The organism is uncultured Thalassospira sp., assembly GCF_963976115.1.
Lineage (GTDB): Bacteria > Pseudomonadota > Alphaproteobacteria > Rhodospirillales > Thalassospiraceae > Thalassospira.
In genome coordinates this window covers 263,077-280,592 of record NZ_CAXBJJ010000003.1, presented here as the reverse complement: position 1 = coordinate 280,592, position 17,516 = coordinate 263,077, and the positions used below count along the sequence as shown (strand labels likewise).

Below are 17,516 nucleotides of genomic sequence, written 5' to 3'. Positions count from 1 at the left end.
CTTGGCAGATCAAGGTTGACGCAGCAAAGCGCCCCATGGCAGATAGCGCAGTTCAAACACGGAAACCGGATGGCATTGTGAATAGGACGGGTCCGGTGTTGCAGGGATTGCGCTAAATTTCCGGTTTGGCTTGCTGGTTTGCTTAAATGCCTCTAGCACAATGCCAATGTCGCAGGGCAGGGCTTCAAGATAAGCCTGGCGGGCGATGGGCGGCAGGGTTTGGGTGCCGGTGCCATCTTGGGCCCAAACGTGAATACCGCTTTTTCGCAGCGAGACAAGCCATTTTGCATAAGCATCCGGGGTCAGTTTGCCGCCGCTAAAACTGCTGACATGCAATGGCGCATCAAGGTGGCCCGCCAGATCGCGCAATTGTTGATCAATGATGTCGCGTCTGGTTTTTTGTTGAAAATTCAAGTCATCAAGTTCCAGCGGCAGATACCAGCCCTTGGCATCAAGGTGCCACTTGTTTCTGATAACATCCGCCTGATGCAACGATAGCCCCAACTGATTTTCCAGATAGGGCTGGGTCCCGGCCGTATCGATTTCAGACAGGCGCGCGTAATAATCAGGGTCCATATGCAGGCCGATAATCAGCGCCAGACCATTTTCACGGGCAAGGCGTAATGTTGTTGCCAGCCAGCCGTCTGTTCCGCCAAAATCATTACCGCCATGCGATGTCCATTGCACAATCACGGTTTTAACCCCGTGATCTGCGCTGTTGCGCCATATTTGTTGCCATTGGGACGGGGTGATGCTGCGATCCGTTTCCACGGGCTGGTAAAAAACGGTTTCGGGCATTGCTGCCTTTGCAGGATTTGCCAATGGCAAATTTGTGATCAGCATCAGGATGACGGTGACAAGAAATCGCATCAAAAATTCATCTCCAGCCCGAATAGCATACCGCTCGCACCCTCATACAGGTTACCACCCAATGACTTTTGAACTTCTATTCGTGCGTTAATCCGGGTGCGATAGGCATTGTATTTGTCGTCATCGCTGAATAATTGCCAGCGCACGCCCACCCCGGCGCGCAGATCCTGGCGCCAGGTATTATTCGGGTCTTGTGCGCCTGCTTCGATGAAGCCATAGGGCATGATGGTCTGGGGACTTTCTGTGGGGAGTTTAAAACTGTGTCCCTGCTGGAAACGCGACAAGGCCATGTGATTGCCCGATTTTGTCCACCATGACAGATCGATGCTTAAAAAGCGTTCGTTCCAGTCGTCATCATCAACGCGCCAGTCATTGCGGTATTCGTTCTGATCGAAAAAGGATGCCGTTGCCCGCAATATCAGGTCGTTGTCGCGCTTGTTGTTGTTTGCAGCATCGCTGATGCCATCCATCAATTTCGACAGGTCCAAAATATCGCCGGTTTTGATGCCAGGTGCACCGCTTTTGTCGCGTCGTGTCTGACTGTAAAGTTCGCTATACAGGTTCAGGTTATAATCGCCAAATGGCTTGTAACGCATACCAGCACCGGTTCCAACGGTTTGGCCATAGCGGCTATGGCCATTGCCACCAATCAGAACACGCCCATAAACCGATAAGGTGCTGCCATTGCGCACGGGTTCTTCGCCCAAAGCATGATCCCACATAAGTGTTTGCACGTTTTGCGATGCCGAACGCCGTTCGATGGTATTATTACCAAGTGGAAAGTCCGTTACGCCTGCAGGCGACCATGTGCTGGCCAATGTGACACTGTTGCGGCGTTCCAGCGTTTCGTGGGCGCGCCGTTGACGGTAACGGCGTGCGTCCAGGCTGCCATAATCATCGCCAAAGCTGACAGGATATTGTTCAAGGTCAATCGCCTGTTCGAGTTGCTGCCGTGCCGCAGCACTGTTTTCAACAGCGTTATACCGAGTGGCCAGCGTTTCATGCAGGCGATAGTCATGAGGATAATCGACCACGGCCTTTTCCAAATAGGGAATGGCTGTTTTTTGCATATCCGGTGTATCGAGGCTGGCCAGCCGCATTCCCAAATCGGCGTTGTAACGTGTGTTTTCGGGTTGCAACGCATTCGCCTTGCGCAGCCATGCTGTGCTTTGCGGCATATCGCCTGCTTTTTGCGCTGTTGCCGCCGCCGCATAGTAGTTTTCAGGCGACGGGTTGTTTCGCAGGGCCTGTTTCTGGCGTTGCAGGGCAAGCTGGGGCTGGTTTTTGGCCTCGGCAATGGTGGCACCCAAGGCCCAGTCATTTGCCCGGGTCAATTTTGGCAGCCGCAGCCAATAATCTTCGGCCTGATCGGGTTTTTCTGCCTCAAGGGCGCTGCGGGCTGCGGTTAGCAGGGCATTGTCCGACATTAACGTTGCCGGCACTTTTTGCCAGATTTTCAATGCCTGTTCCGGGCTGCCACCTGCTTCGAGCGCATAAGCCAGGGCAGGCAGGCTGTTGTCATCGCCCAGATCTGCGGCCTTTTGATAATAGATCGAGGCAACACCGGGCATTGTCTTCATGGCACATTGGCCCAGCGCGCCTAGGCCCGCAGGTTCGTTTGGCACATCGTGTGTTGTTTGCGCAACGATGCTGCAATAGTTGCCTTTGGCAAGCTGTGCAAGCAACAGGCCACGGGTTGTACCATCAATTTGCGTCATCAACTGTTTGACGCGTGGCAAATCGCGATCGGTAATGTTTTGGGCGTAAAATGCAGCCAGTCGGTGCAATAATGCGTCGGGAAGTTTGCCTTTACGCTGGTCATAGGCCTGCTCAAGCAGGGTTTTGGCATTTGTGTTGCGGTGGTCTTTTAACGCCAGGAAACTCGCCTGATCGAGTGCGTTAAAGTCGCCCGATTTGCGATATACCGCCAGCCAGTATTTTTCGGCGTCGGTATCGTTATTCTGGCTTTGTAATAATTCGGCCTGCAGTTTCAGGTTGTCCACGGTTTGGGGCTGGCTTTCAAGCCATGAAAGCGCTGCGTCCTGTGCGCCACGATCACGCAAGATACCGACCAGAATATTGCGGCGTTCGTCCTGCCACTTATCCGGTAAGGGTTGCGTTTTTAACAGCTCAATCGCATCAAGTCGCTGTGCAAGGATCAGCCATGTCGCCGGGTTGGTTTGGGCATCGCATTTTGCAAATTGTTGCAAAGCCAACACCTTGTCATTGCGCGATAACCATTCGGTTGTTTCCAGGCAGGGCCGATCCAGATTATTGCTGGTCGTAAGATACAAATGTGCATCCCCGCTTGCCTGTGCCAATTCCCACAGCTTTTGTTGCTGGGCGTGGCCGTTGCGAATGGCGGGGGGAAGAGCCTGCAACCAGTTTTTGGCAAGGGCAACATTGCCAAGGGCAATGGCGCGGCTTGCCATCGCCAGTCTTGCATCAATGGCCGCTTGCATGTCTGGTGCGGTTGCCAACAATGATGTCAGGCCGGGCTCATCTTGCAAATTGACATAGGCAGTTGCCAGTCGATGCCATGTTGTCGGTGACAGGGTATTGGTTTTGGCCATGGGGGCAAGTTCGGCCACAATGGTTTGCCATGCATCAAGTTTTTCCGCCCAGACAGCGCGTTCACGCCGCAAGGCGGTGATGTCGTGTTCGCCCTTAACTGTTTCAAGCCAGGCCAGCGCCTTTTTGTCGCCATCGGGTTGCCGCGACAAGGCCGTCGCATAGGCACGCCACAATTGTTCGCGATTTTTGGGATCAAGGGCGTTGTCCAGCCATTGATTAACCAGCGAAGCATCTGGTGCCGATGCTGCAATCCATTTGATGCGCAGTTCTTGCAGGATGGCTTGCTTTTGTGGGCCATCCCGCAGGTTGTTGGCATTCTCAACTGCCTTTTCAAACTGTCCTTGTCTTAGATACGCCTGTACCAGTGTGCGCCGTGCTTCATTATTATCAGGTGCCAGGCTTAACAAATGCGTCATGACGTCTTCGACGGCGGCATCGTTGTGCTGGTTTTGCAATATTTCCCCGCGCAGATTAAGGGTGCTTGCTGTCTGGGGTTGGCTTTCAAGCCAGGCCAGGGCTGTGTCCTGCTGCCCGCGATTGCGCCACATGCTGACAAGAACATTTTGGCGATCATCTTGAAATTGTTCTGGCAAGGGTTGGGTTTTTAACAAATCAATCGCGTCAAGCCGCTGTGCAAGTATCAGCCATTTGGCCGGATCGGCCCTGGCATCGCATTTTGCAAACTGTTGCAAGGCCAATGCCTTGTCGTTGCGCGACAGCCATTCGGCAATTTCCAGACAGGGGCGATCCAGATTATTGCTGGTCGTAAGATACAAATTTGTATCACCGCTTGCCTGTGCCAGTTCCCACAGGTTTTGCTGTTGGGCTTTATCGTCGCGCATGGCGGGGGGAAGAGCCTGTAACCAGTTTTTGGCAATTGCAACATTGCCAAGGGCAATGGCGCGGTTCGCCATCGCCAGTTTTGTATCAATGGCAGCCTGGGTGTCTGGTGCGGAGGGCAATAATGCCTTCAGGCCAGCTTCATCTTGCAAATTGACATAGGCCGTTGCCAGGCGGTTCCATGTCTTTGGTGAAATTCGATCTTGTTGCGCCAAAGGGGCAAGCTGGGCAATAATGGTGCGCCAGTCGTCAAGTTTTTCTGCCCATACCGCGCGTTCACGCCGCAAGGATGTTATGTCCTGCACGCCCTGAACACTTTCAAGCCATGCCAGCGCTTTTTGGTCGCCGTCTGGTCGTTGCGACAAGGCGTTGGCATAGGCGCGCCATAATTGTTCGCGGTCGCTGATTTTTATCGTGCTATCAAGCCATTCTTTCACCTGCGACGCATCCGGCGGCGATGCCGCAATCCATTTGATGCGCAGATCTTGCAGGGTCGATTGTTTCTGGGTGGCGTCCGTTAGCTGGTTGGCACTTTCAAGGGCTTGCTCATAGTGCCCCTGTTTTAACCGGGCCTGTATTTGCATACGCCGGGCTTCTTCATTTTCGGGGACAAGCCCCAATAAATGCGTCATCAGGCTGTCAACTTCGGGCCAGTTTTCTCTGCGGGCTTCGCGGTAAGCCTTGTCCAGATAGGGGTAACTGCGAAAATCAGCAAATTTGTCAAGCGATGCTGCATGTGACGTTGCAACAGGCCAAGCACTGGCAACAAGCAGTATTGCCAGCAACAGACGGGTTATGCAGCGGCGTATCACGCGGCCTCCGTCGCGAACTTGTATGCTTCGTATTGTTCCCGATGTTGATCTTGCAGGGCTTCTTCCAGCCTTTGTTGGGTAATGATGCCCCGTTTGATCAAATGCTGACCAAGTGAGTCTTTTTCCGGGTCATAATCGATCAAGGCCTGGTTGAACAAGGCTGCCGATACAATCCCTCTGACCTGTAAAAGATCGCCCAACATGACCTGATGCAGGCAAATGCGTTCAATCAGATCGGGATTGTTGTTGTTTGCGTTGGCAAATTCAAGGACATACCGGGTTTCTTTGTTCATGTGCCGGTCGCTATACCAGTTGCGCAGGGCGAGGGTGACGCGTCCTTGCGGTGCAAGCTGGCATTTTACCGGTTTCTTTAACTGGCGGCTGATGGCCCCAAGCGACACCTGACTGATCGGGCGTTCACATGCCAGCACAAGGGTGTCATCTTCCAGTGCTATCGGGACGACGGCATAGCGCAATGCCAGATGAGGCGGAAAATGCGAGATAATGGCCGGGTCAATGGTGAAAGGATTCAGGGTGCCCCACGGCATCGCGGCTTGCTCGGCAAGAACCTCGACCAGTTGCACACTGTTAATCAAACCGCGCATCAAAAGTTCTCGGCCCAGGCGGCGGCGCTCCGGGCTGGTAATGGCTGCTTCAAGCTGCTCGGGCGATAACAGGCCCTTTTGGATCAGGCGTTGGCCAATCGGAACGCGGGTTGCGGCACCGAGTGTTGGAAATTCGTGCGAGGTTTTGTCCCATGCCACACGGCGTGAATCACCGATTGCAACAACCTGGCGCAGGGCGCGTATATTGGCGCAAAAATTGATAATGTTGCTCCAGACCACGCGCGGAATGGAGAGCATCCCCTGATGGATGCCATAAAACCGGGTGACAAAAAAGCACCGCTGGAACAGGCGGTTCAAAAGCAGGATGCCATTGCACAAAAGTACGGTTTGTAAAAGGATATCGTCGCCAAGGATGGAGGGGAAGTGCCACGCATCGGGCACCAGTTTGGTTATCAGCCATGTAACAAGTGTTACAAGCAGCAGGATGTTAACCAGTAAGCCTAAAACGTTGGTCAGCAAACCGCGCCGGTCACGCCACAAAAAGTAATTGATGATGCCCGTTGGGCTCCATCCCAGATTGCTTGTCCCTTGAAACACAATGCCGGTAATCCAGCGCGATTTCTGTCGAACGGCGTGGGTAAATGAACGCGGAAAATGCTCGCGAACACATATGACCTGTGTTGTGACGGGGTCCATGCCCGGCACCCACCGGGTTTTAAGGGCCAGGTCGGGGTCGGACACCGAAAAGCGGGCAAAAATGCACACCATGCCCTTTTGTTTCAGGCGAAAGCCAATGTCGTAATCTTCGGTCAGACTTTGGACGTCAAAGGCAATGCCGTCACCGTCTTCCAGCAGGGCGGCGATGGCGCGGCGACTAAAACAAGTGCCAACACCGGCACTGGGGACCTGGCCGGAAAGGGCCTCGCGTACGATGACGTCCTTGCCGTGCATTTCGGCAAATTCATCGGCATAGTGACCTGCGGTAAAGCCCCACCATTCTGGCGGATAGGGGTAAACCGGAATTTGGATCAGGTCTTTTTTGGGCAGAAGAAAGTTAAACAGACGCAGTTCAAGCGGTGAAATCACATCTTCGGCGTCATGCAGAATAAACCCGGCAAACTGGATGCGGGCGGAGGCCTCGAAATGTAAAATCGCATCAATGATATTGTTCAGGCAGTCGGCCTTGCTGGTCGGGCCGGGACGAACGCATACGACTTTGTGGACATTTGGAAATTGCTGGCACACCGCGTCAACATCGCGCTGGGTATCGGGATCATTCGGGTAGGTGCCCACGAAAATCTGATAGTTTTCGTAATCCAGTGTTGCCGCGGCCAGTCGCGCCATTTCGCCCACGACGCCGACCTCTTTCCAGGCAGGCACCATAATGGCGAGGGGCTTTTCAGGCACACGGTAGAGGACCTTCTGGTCTGCGCGGGGATGTTTGTCATAGATACGGAGTTTTCGGTAGAGGCTTCGGGTCCAATAAACAACATCGATGAACAGATCATCTATGCCCAACAGAAAAATGGTGCCAGCAAGAACGATGACAACAAATTTCAGGGCATAAAATACGTAGATCAGGGCATCAACCAGTTCGAAGCTCATGCGCATTTATCCAGCGTTTGCATATGTTTCCATACGCATAAACGTTCAATAATCCGTTCGCAGGCATGGCCGTCGCCAAACGGGCTATGGGGTTTGCTAAAGCGGCTGTAATAGTCGGGATCATCGATCAGGCGGCTGGCTTGCCGGACAATTTTGTCCTTGTCGGTGCCAACCAGCATCGCCTGGTCATCGGGCTGTCCCGACGGGCGTTCTGTAACGTTGCGAAGAACAAGTACGGGCTTGCCCAGTGCCGGGGCTTCTTCCTGCACACCACCAGAATCGGTCAGGATCAAAAAGGCCCGGTTCATCAACCAGACAAAATGGCGATAGTCCTGGGGGGCAACAAGCAGGATATTGGCCTGCTTGCCCAGCATGTGATGCACGACATCATGAACCTGCGGATTAAGATGAACCGGATAAACAAACAAAATGTCGGGGTAGCGGGCGGCCAGATCGCAAAGGGCCAGACAAATCTGCTCAAACCCGTGCCCCAGGCTTTCACGGCGATGCCCGGTGATCAGCACCACTTTGCGGCCTTGATCTATTTGTGCAAGATCCGACCCTGCGGATGGTGACCAGTTTGTGTGTTTCAGGCTGTCTTTCATCCATAGCAAGGCATCAATGACTGTGTTGCCCGTTACAATAATATGATCGGGGGGTACACCTTCGTTTATCAGGTTCTGATGTGCCGCATCGGTTGGCGGAAAATGCAAATCGGCCAAAACACCCGTTAACCGCCGATTGGCTTCTTCGGGCCAGGGCGATTGCAGGTCGCCGGTGCGCAATCCTGCTTCAATATGGGCAACCGGGATGTGACGATGGAAGGCCGCGAAGCAGGCGATGAAGCTGGTTGTGGTGTCGCCATGAACCAGAACAATGTCGGGATTGTAGCGGGCATAAGCATCATCAAGTTTTTCCAGCAGATGCTGTGAAAGACTGTTCAGGGTCTGGTTTTTGGTCATTACATTCAGGTCTTCATTTACCTGAAGCCCGAAAGCATCGATGACAGAAGCCAGCATTTCGCGATGTTGACCTGTAGAACAAATGTGTAAATCAATATCGGGATGGTTAAGCATCAAGCGCGCCAAAGGGGCCATCTTGATTGCCTCTGGCCGCGTGCCAAAAACCATCATTACTTTTAAATTCATTTGGCTCTCAATTATTAATTGTGTTTTTGCGAAGTTTCGACCCGATCTATCGTCACGAGAAAATTCTCGTTCTTTAGTTAGATATGTCGCAATTACGGATAGTTGCAGATTGGCACTTTAAGTGTTTCAACCTGACGAACCGGAATCCTTTTCCACGGAACGCAAAAAGCGAAACATTTGGCAAAATCACCAAAATTTCTGGAAACATTAAATTTGAGGCATGTGATCGGGAATTATATAGCGCGTCAGAAAATGCGATGTCAAAAAATCAATTCTGACCAATTATTACAATGAGGTCGCGAAAGTTTGAGAATCAAGCATGCTTAAAATGTAAGGTTGGTTGATTGACCTTAAAAAGGGAGGGGATTTTTTCAATTGCTGATTTTGGAGGGTGTTATTTATAATTGCTGTTATTTGTTATTAACAAAACCACCTAAGGTTTAATTAAGATTGTGAAAAAATCCCTATTTGGTTTATTGGGGTGCCGACAGGAAGGTGCGCTATGGCGGACGCTTTTTTGATCGGTGAATAAAGGTGGTGAGGGGGCAATCTGGCGGGTTAACGGGCCATAAACATCGGGCCGCCGCGCCAACGTGGAAAGCCATAGCCATTGACCATGACAACATCAATCGCATCTGGTGTTTGGGCGATCCCTTCATTCACAATTTTTTGACCTTCTTGCTGCATCGTTGTCAGAATAGTGTGAATGATTTCGTCATACGAGAAAGGGCGCCGTGTGATGCCTTTACGTGCTGATTCCTGGTCGATTATGGCAGTAACGACCGGGTCCGGTTTTGGTGCGGCTTTGGCATTTTCATATAAAAACCAGCCCGCACCGGACTTACGGCCAAATCGCCCCTGCTCACACAGATAATCACCAAGGGCGACATAACGTTCATCGGGGTCGCGGGTTGCGGCTTGTCTTTTTCGGGTATTCCACGAAATTTCCAGCCCGGCCATGTCTTGCATGGCAAACAGCCCCATCGGAAAGCCGAAATCAGTCATGGCGGCGTCAATCTGTTCGGGGTAGGCGCCATCCTCGATCATGTATTCGCATTGCTTGCGATAGGCCGACATAATCCGGTTGCCAATAAAACCGTCACAAACCCCGGTGGGAACGGTAATTTTACCGAGATTACGGGCAAATGCCAGGGCGGTTGAAATGTTTTGCGCACTGGTATGGTTTGTACAAACAACTTCAAGCAGCTTCATAATATGGGCAGGCGAGAAAAAATGCAGGCCAACGACCCGTTCTGGCTGGCGCATCGATTCGGCTAGCGCATTAATATTAAGATATGATGTATTTGTTGCAATCAATGTATTTAGGGAGACGACATTTTCAACAGCGGTTAAAACTGCTGTTTTAATCGCGAAATCTTCAAAAACTGCCTCAATAACAAGGTGGCAGTTTGCCAGTGCATGATAATCGGTGCTGCCGGTAAAGGATTCCAGGTGTTGGTTATAAATTGCTTCGGATATTATTTTCCGATCCCGGCTGGTTTGTAGATGGTGGATAACAGTATGCGTGCCGTTTTCAAGGGTTTTGTCATCGCGTTCGATCATGGTGACTTTATAGCCCGCCAGCAGGCAGGCCGTTGCAATGCCGGCCCCCATCAAGCCGCCGCCAATAATGCCAACATGGTTAATGCGGGCAGGTGTTATTTCTTTAAGGCTGGCAAGTTTGCCAACACTGCGTTCTGCCATAAAAATATGGCGCAGGGCTTGGGACTGTTTGCTATCGCGTAATTCTAAAAATTGTTGGCGTTCAAGGGCGAGTGCCGTTGGTGCAGGTAAGGCAAGGCCCGCCCGGATGGTTTCAATCGCCACCACCGGCGCGTTTGCTCCCCGGGCCTTTTGCCGGGTTTTCTGGATCACTTGATCCCAATCGACGGCACCATCAGGAACGGGTCGGTCTGCCAGTGCCGCGGGAAGCGGCAGTTTGGCAACGGACTGTGCAAAGCGCTTGGCGGCCTGTTCGAGGTCCTGATCGGCAATCTTGTCAATCAAACCCCAATCGCGTGCCACGGCGGCCAAAACCGGTTTGCCTTCGGCAATCAATGTGCAGGCATGTTGTGGGCCAATCAGTCGGGGGGCACGCACAGTGCCACCGGCCCCGGGGATCAGGCCCAGATTAACCTCGGGAAAGCCAAGTTTGGCATCGGATGTGGCGATACGGTAATGGCACCCCAGGGCCACTTCCAGTCCGCCGCCCAGAACGGTGCCATGCAAGGCCGCGATGAGGGGAATTTTCAGTGTTTCCAGCCGTAAAATCACATCGGGCAACAAGGGGGCCTGGGGCGGCTGGTTAAATTCGGTAATGTCGGCACCGGCAATAAAGGTTTTGCCCGCACAGATTAAGATGGCTGCCGTAGCGGTCGTATTTTGCGCAATCTGATCAATCGCTTCCATCAGCCCGGCGCGCACAGCGTGGCTGGTGGCATTGATTGGCGGGTTATCAATGCGAATTACGGCAATGGATTGTGAAAATTCTACCGAAACGACAGCCATGTTATTCTCCATCTTCGATAATGCCGGTCAACAGGCAGCGGGTCATGTCTGATTGCGGGTCGCAAAGATCGTCAATCACATTGAAATGGTGTTTCGCGGGGGCGTGGATGCTTTGGGTGGCGGCACCCAGACCGGTCCAGATATTTGCCAGCAAGTCATTTTGGCGGATGAATTCGGGCCGCTCCTTTGCCCCGACCCAGCACGTTACCGATGCGGGTTTTCCATCCGGCATGGCGGGGTTTCGCAGGGCGGGACTTTCGCTTATGGCTTCGTCGGCATCAATATTGAGTGTGTTGTTCATTGTTGTGTTGCGCAACGGACGCAGGTCGTGCAGGCCGCTGATTGACATAACATGCCGGATGCTGGCCAGTGTGGTGGGGGATAGCGGGCTGTCGTCACACACCATGCGGCTGACCAGATGCCCCCCGGCAGAATGGCCGACCAAATGGAGGGGTTGCCCGGGCATTTTGCTCGCCATACGGTCGATGGCAGGCCCCATTTGCCGGGTTATCTCTGCAAGCCGTGCATCAGGTGCCAGGGTATAGTTTGGCATGAAAACAGCCCAGCCTTGTTGGAGCGGGCCCTTTGCCAGATGTGACCAATATGATTTGTCAAATGCCTTCCAGTAGCCACCATGAACAAAAACGACCAGGCCTTTGGCGCTGTCTTGAGGCAAAAACACGTCATATTTTTCACGATCCTTATAGCCATAGGAAACGTCAAATGTAGCTCTGCCATATGGCGGTATGTTATTGCGAAAATCTGCTGCCGCTGCGGCCCAGGTGACGGGGTAACTGGCGGCATTTTCAATATGGTCGCCGTTGGCGTATGCGTCGTCCCAATCCTTAATCATGGCAGGGTTTCCTTTTTCTGTTTTATTCACAAACACATACACTGGATTGATTGCCCAAGGCGTACAAGGAAACAGGCATTTATGAGATGTGTTTGAGCTAGCCTAACCAATCGCGCATTTGTTTTAAACATAAAATATTTATGCTTGAACTAATCGCAAAAAGGCGTACCGTCTTTTCATTCATCCCGACTCATCGCGACAATAAAAGGGGGATCAGGTGAGAATAGCGTGTCTTGGTGGCGGTCCGGCGGGGCTGTATTTTGCCATATCAATGAAACTACGTGATCCCGCGCACGAAATCGTCGTGTTTGAACGCAATCAACCCGACGATACCTTTGGCTGGGGGGTTGTTCTGTCGGACGAAACCCTGACCAATCTGTCGGAAAACGATGCAAAAAGTGCAGCCGCCATTCGGGAAAATTTTTCCTATTGGGATGACGTTGCTGTTCATTTTCGGGATCAGGCCATTGTTTCGACCGGGCACGGGTTTTGTGGTATTGGCCGCAAAAAACTGCTGATTCTGTTACAGCAACGCGCCCGTGATGTGGGGGTTGACCTGCGCTTTGGTGCCGAGGTTGAAAGTGCCCGTGTTCTTGCTGCGGAATATGACCTTGTGGTGGCGTGTGACGGCCTGAATTCGCGTACCCGCACCGAACTGGCCCCGCATTTCCAGCCCGACATTGATACCCGAAAATGCAAGTTTGTCTGGCTTGGCACCCATCAAAAATTCAACGATGCCTTTACCTTTATTTTCGAGCAAACCGATAAAGGCTGGGTGTGGGCGCACGCCTATCAGTTTGACGACGATACAGCGACCTTCATTGTTGAATGTTCCGAGGAAACCTGGGCGGCCTATGGCTTTGCCGGCATGAGCAAGGAACAATCCATTGCCACCTGCGAGGCAATTTTTGCCAAATATCTGGGTGGCAATGCGTTGATATCGAATGCCAACCATATTCGCGGGTCGGCATGGCTGAGTTTCCCGCGTGTTTTGTGCAAAAGCTGGTCGCATGACAATATTGTACTGATGGGCGATGCGGCGGCAACGGCGCATTTTTCCATCGGGTCTGGCACCAAACTGGCGCTGGAAAGTGCGATTGCACTGGCGCAATATGTGCATACAGAGCCTGATTTGCCTGCCGCCTTTGCCAAATATGAAGATGAAAGACGGCTGGAAGTTTTGCGCCTGCAATCGGCGGCCCGCAATTCGATGGAATGGTTCGAGGAAATCGAACGTTATTTCAGCCTTGATCCGGTGCAATTTACCTATTCGCTGCTCACCCGGTCCCAGCGCATCAGTCACGAAAATTTGCGCCTGCGCGACCCGGCATGGCTGGGGCAGGCCGAAAACTGGTTTCAGCATTCAGCAGGTATTGCCACGGTCGAAGCCCCGCGCCATCCGATGTTTGTGCCCTTCAAGCTGCGCGACATGATGCTTAAAAATCGCATTGTTGTCTCGCCCATGGCCCAATACAAGGCGGTCGATGGCACGCCGACCGACTGGCATCTGGTGCATTACGCAGAACGGGCCAAAGGCGGGGCCGGGCTGGTTTATACCGAAATGACCTGTGTATCGCCCGAAGGCCGTATCACACCGGGGTGCCCCGGCCTTTACGACCCCGCCCATGAAACCGCATGGGCCCGCATTGTTGATTTTGTTCACGCAGAAACCGATGCAAAGATATGCGCGCAAATCGGCCATTCCGGTGCCAAGGGGTCAACCCAACTGGGGTGGGAAGAAATGGACGCGCCGCTTTTAAGCGATAACTGGCCGATTATGGCCGCATCCGGCGTTGCGTGGTCGGCGCGTAATCAAACCCCGCGCGCCATGACCCGCGATGATATGGACCAGGTGCGTGATCAGTTTGTGGCATCGGCGCAAATGGCGGATCGCGCCGGGTTTGACATGATCGAAATTCATGCCGCCCATGGCTATTTACTGTCATCCTTTATAACGCCCGTCAGCAATCATCGTGATGATGCCTATGGCGGCAGCCTTGAAAACCGGATGCGCTATCCGCTGGAGGTTATCTTGGCGGTGCGGGCGGTCTGGCCCGATCATAAGCCGCTGGCAGTGCGCATTTCGGCTAATGACTGGGTGGGTGATGCCGGTATTACGCCTGAAGACGCGGTTGAAATTGCCAAAATTCTGAAAGCAAACGGCGTTGATATTTGCGATGTTTCCGCCGGGCAAACCACCACCGATGCCCGCCCGGTTTATGGCCGCATGTTCCAAACCCCGTTTTCCGACCGTATCCGCAATGAAGCCGACATTGCGACAATGGCGGTGGGGAATATTTATGAACCGGACCATGCCAATTCGATATTGATGGCCGGTCGTGCCGACCTTGTATGCCTTGCGCGCCCGCACCTTGCCGACCCGTATTGGACCTTGCACGCGGCCGCACAACTGGGCAACCGCACCGAAGAATGGCCCAAACCCTATCATCCGGGGCGCGACCAGATGTGGCGGCTGGCGGAACGCACCGATCAGATGACAGGGAAGGTTTAGCCATGCCCGAATTGGCCGTGAAAACAGCCCTGATAACAGGCGGTGGCAGTGGTGTGGGGGCTGAAATGGCCCAAATCCTGGCCGCACAGGGCATGCAGGTGGTGATTGCTGGGCGCAATAAAGATGCGCTTGGCAAAATTGCCGCCTTACATGATGCCATTATTCCGATGGTGGCCGATGTGACTGACCCGGCATCAATGGTAAACCTGTTTGAGGGCATGGTAAAACAGGTCGGCGCGCCCGATATGGTGGTTGCCAATGCCGGCATGGCGAAAAGTGCGCCTTTTGGCAAAACCACGCTTGAGAGCTGGCAGGAAACCATCGACGTTAACCTGACGGGAACGTTCCATAGCTTTCAGCAAGGCCTGCGGGTGATGGACAAAGCCAAACCGGGCCGGTTGATTGCCATTGCGTCAACAGCCGGGCTTAAGGGATATGGTTATGTTGCGCCCTATTGTGCCGCCAAGCATGGCGTTGTGGGGTTGGTGAAGGCATTGGCGGCCGAACTTGCGGGCAGTGCGATTACGGTTAACGCTGTTTGCCCCGGTTTTACCGATACGCCGATGTTGGCGCAATCGATTGCCAATATCGCGCAAAAAACCGGCATGAGCATCGACGACGCCCGTGCCAACCTGGCAAAAATCAACCCGCAGAACCGTTTTATTACCCCCCGCGAAATTGCCGAAACCGTGCTGTGGCTGTGCCAGCAGGGGGCCGGGGCGATCACCGGGCAGGCGATTTCGGTTTCGGGGGGGGAAATATGAAAATGGACGATCCGAACCTTTCGCGCCCGGAAACAGGTGAAGAAACCAGCGACCTTTCAAAGGCGCGCCTGCGGGCCTGGCTGCAGATATTGCGGGTTTCGCGTCAAACCGAAGGCGAACTGCGCGAAAAAATGCGGGTGGAATATGACAGCACCCTGCCGAGGTTTGATGTCATGGCCGCTCTTTACCGCGCCAAAGACGGCCTGCGCATGAGTGCGCTGTCAAAATCGCTGATGGTGTCGAACGGTAATGTCACGGGCATTGTCGAACGGCTGGTCAATGAAGGCATGGTGATGCGTGTGGCGGTGGAAAACGACCGTCGTGCCCTGATTGTGAAGCTGACCGACGAAGGCCGTGCCGATTTTGCCCGCCGCGCCCTGGTGCATGAAGGCTGGGTCAGTGATTTGTTTGACGGTATGAATGCCAAGGATGCCAGCGATTTGATTGCTATTTTACGGCGTGTACAAAGCCGAAAGGGACAGACCCATGACTGATATGACCCATTTTCAGCCCCTTCATTTTAAATGGCGGATGGAAGGTGATGTTGCGGTGGTATCGCTGGATCGGCCGGATCGTAAAAACCCGCTGACATTCGAAAGCTATGCCGAACTTCGCGACATGTTTCGCATGTTGCCGGAATGCGATGACATCAAAGCCGTTGTTTTTGCCTCGAACGGGGGCAATTTTTGTTCGGGTGGTGATGTTCACGATATTATCGGCCCGCTGATCGACAAGGATATGAAGGGTCTTTTGGCCTTTACCCGGCTCACCGGTGATCTGGTTAAATCGATGGTGGCGTGTGGCAAGCCGGTGATTGCGGCGGTGGACGGCGTGTGTGTGGGGGCGGGTGCCATTATCGCGATGGCGTCGGATCTGCGGCTGGCCACGGTCAATGCCAAAACCGCGTTTTTGTTTACCCGTGTCGGGCTGGCGGGCTGTGACATGGGTGCGTGCGCCATATTGCCGCGCATTGTCGGCCAGGGGCGGGCGGCGGAACTGCTGTATACCGGGCGATCCATGAGTGCCGAAGAAGGCGAAAAATGGGGCTTTTATAACCGGATTGTTGATGCCGACACGTTGGAAAGCGACGCCATTGCACTGGCACAGCGCATTGCCGCAGGCCCCAATTTTGGCCACATGATGACCAAAACCATGCTGGCACAGGAATGGAATATGGGCATTGAACAGGCAATAGAGGCCGAAGCCCAGGCGCAAGCCCTGTGTATGCAAACCGCCGATTTCAAACGTGCTTATGATGCCTTTGTCGCCCGCGAAAAGCCGGTTTTCAAGGGGGATTGATCATGGGCGACAGATCATGGCGCGACTGGCCGTTTTTTAACGATACCCACCGGGAACTGGCCGAAAGGCTGGATGACTGGGCAATTGAAAATCTGCAAGCGGTTGATCATGGCAATGTCGATGACAGTTGCCGCGCCCTTGTTGCCAAATTGGCCCAGGGCGGCTGGTTAACCTACGCCACAATAAACCCCGACGATGCACAATCGCGCCTTGATGTGCGCAGCCTGTGTATCATCCGCGAAACATTGGCCCGCCATGATGGTTTGGCCGATTTCGCCTTTGCCATGCAGGGATTGGGCAGCGGCGCGATTTCGCTGTTTGGCACAGATGCGCAAAAGGCCGAATGGCTGCCACAGGTGCGCAATGGCACGGCATTGGCGGCCTTCGCCCTGACCGAACCGCAATCGGGGTCGGACGTTGCAAATATAACCTTATCGGCCACCCGCGATGGCGACAGCTTTGTGTTGAATGGTGAAAAAACCTGGATTTCCAATGGCGGCATCGCCGGTTTTTATGTTGTTTTTGCCCGTACGGGCGAAGGGGACGGGGCCAAAGGGCTGTCGGCCTTTATCGTGCCGGGTGATACCCCGGGGCTTGAAATTGCCGAGCGACTGGAAACCATTGCCCCGCATCCGCTGGCGCGGTTGAAATTTACCGATTGCCGCATTCCGGCCAGCAACCGCATTGGCTCGGGCGGGCAGGGCTTTAAAATTGCCATGTCGGTGCTGGATGTTTTTCGCGCTACCGTGGCGGCGGCCGCCCTTGGCTTTGCGCGGCGTGCGCTGGATGAAACCATTGATCGTGTTCAAAATCGGCATTTGTTTGGTGCGCCCTTGTTTGATTTGCAAATGGTACAGGGGCACGTGGCCGATATGGCACTGGATGTCGATAGCAGCGCGCTTTTGGTGTATCGCGCCGCATGGTTAAAAGACAGCGGGGCTGCGCGCGTCAGCCGCGAAGCCGCGATGGCGAAACTTTTTTCAACCGATCATGCTCAAACCGTCATCGACAAGGCGGTGCAAATTCATGGGGGCGATGGTGTGCGATCAGGGCACATCATTGAACGCCTGTACCGGGAGATCCGTGCCCTTCGGATTTATGAAGGTGCATCTGACGTCCAAAGAATAATCATCGCACGGCAAACGCTGGCACAGACATAATTCAG

Annotated in this window: 11 protein-coding genes; 5 read left to right on the top strand and 6 right to left on the bottom strand. The window is 53.5% G+C overall.

What is annotated here, in order from left to right; all coding sequences use genetic code 11:
* Nucleotides 1-9: 9 nt before the first annotated feature.
* From AAC086_RS04930 to AAC086_RS04905, 6 genes are all read right to left on the bottom strand, one after another.
* On the bottom strand, nt 10-870 hold the full coding sequence (locus AAC086_RS04930; protein WP_339776002.1) for a DUF4434 domain-containing protein: 861 nt from the start codon (nt 868-870) through the stop codon (nt 10-12).
* Nucleotides 870-5,096 (bottom strand): hypothetical protein, encoded by a 4,227-nt coding sequence (locus AAC086_RS04925; protein WP_339776000.1) that lies wholly within the window; start codon nt 5,094-5,096, stop codon nt 870-872. Before AAC086_RS04925 ends, AAC086_RS04930 begins: the two co-directional genes overlap by 1 nt.
* Nucleotides 5,093-7,267, bottom strand: a complete 2,175-nt coding sequence (gene nrfB, locus AAC086_RS04920) for a cyclic di-3',5'-guanylate-activated glycosyltransferase NrfB (protein ID WP_339775998.1) — start codon at nt 7,265-7,267, stop codon at nt 5,093-5,095. Before nrfB ends, AAC086_RS04925 begins: the two co-directional genes overlap by 4 nt.
* Nucleotides 7,264-8,415 (bottom strand): UDP-N-acetylglucosamine 2-epimerase (non-hydrolyzing), encoded by a 1,152-nt coding sequence (gene wecB, locus AAC086_RS04915; RefSeq protein WP_339775997.1) that lies wholly within the window; start codon nt 8,413-8,415, stop codon nt 7,264-7,266. Before wecB ends, nrfB begins: the two co-directional genes overlap by 4 nt.
* 558 nt (nt 8,416-8,973) lie before the next feature.
* Complete coding sequence (locus tag AAC086_RS04910) at nt 8,974-10,923, bottom strand: 3-hydroxyacyl-CoA dehydrogenase NAD-binding domain-containing protein (protein WP_339775995.1); 1,950 nt, start codon at nt 10,921-10,923, stop codon at nt 8,974-8,976.
* 1 nt (nt 10,924) lies between these two features.
* Nucleotides 10,925-11,776, bottom strand: a complete 852-nt coding sequence (locus AAC086_RS04905) for an alpha/beta hydrolase (RefSeq protein ID WP_339775994.1) — start codon at nt 11,774-11,776, stop codon at nt 10,925-10,927.
* Nucleotides 11,777-11,993: 217 nt separating this feature from the next.
* Between AAC086_RS04905 and AAC086_RS04900 the strand changes: the two genes are divergently transcribed.
* From AAC086_RS04900 to AAC086_RS04880, 5 genes are read left to right on the top strand one after another with little or no spacing between them, the layout of a single operon-like run.
* Nucleotides 11,994-14,288, top strand: a complete 2,295-nt coding sequence (locus tag AAC086_RS04900) for a bifunctional salicylyl-CoA 5-hydroxylase/oxidoreductase (RefSeq protein WP_339775992.1) — start codon at nt 11,994-11,996, stop codon at nt 14,286-14,288.
* Between the two features lie 2 nt (nt 14,289-14,290).
* A complete protein-coding gene (locus tag AAC086_RS04895) occupies nt 14,291-15,052 on the top strand; it encodes an SDR family NAD(P)-dependent oxidoreductase (RefSeq protein ID WP_339775989.1) in 762 nt (253 codons plus the stop codon).
* A gap of 2 nt (nt 15,053-15,054) precedes the next feature.
* On the top strand, nt 15,055-15,546 hold the full coding sequence (locus AAC086_RS04890) for a MarR family transcriptional regulator (RefSeq protein ID WP_339775986.1): 492 nt from the start codon (nt 15,055-15,057) through the stop codon (nt 15,544-15,546).
* A complete protein-coding gene (locus AAC086_RS04885) occupies nt 15,539-16,351 on the top strand; it encodes an enoyl-CoA hydratase family protein (protein ID WP_339775983.1) in 813 nt (270 codons plus the stop codon). Before AAC086_RS04890 ends, AAC086_RS04885 begins: the two co-directional genes overlap by 8 nt.
* 2 nt (nt 16,352-16,353) lie before the next feature.
* A complete protein-coding gene (locus AAC086_RS04880; RefSeq protein WP_339775981.1) occupies nt 16,354-17,511 on the top strand; it encodes an acyl-CoA dehydrogenase family protein in 1,158 nt (385 codons plus the stop codon).
* Nucleotides 17,512-17,516: the final 5 nt, after the last annotated feature.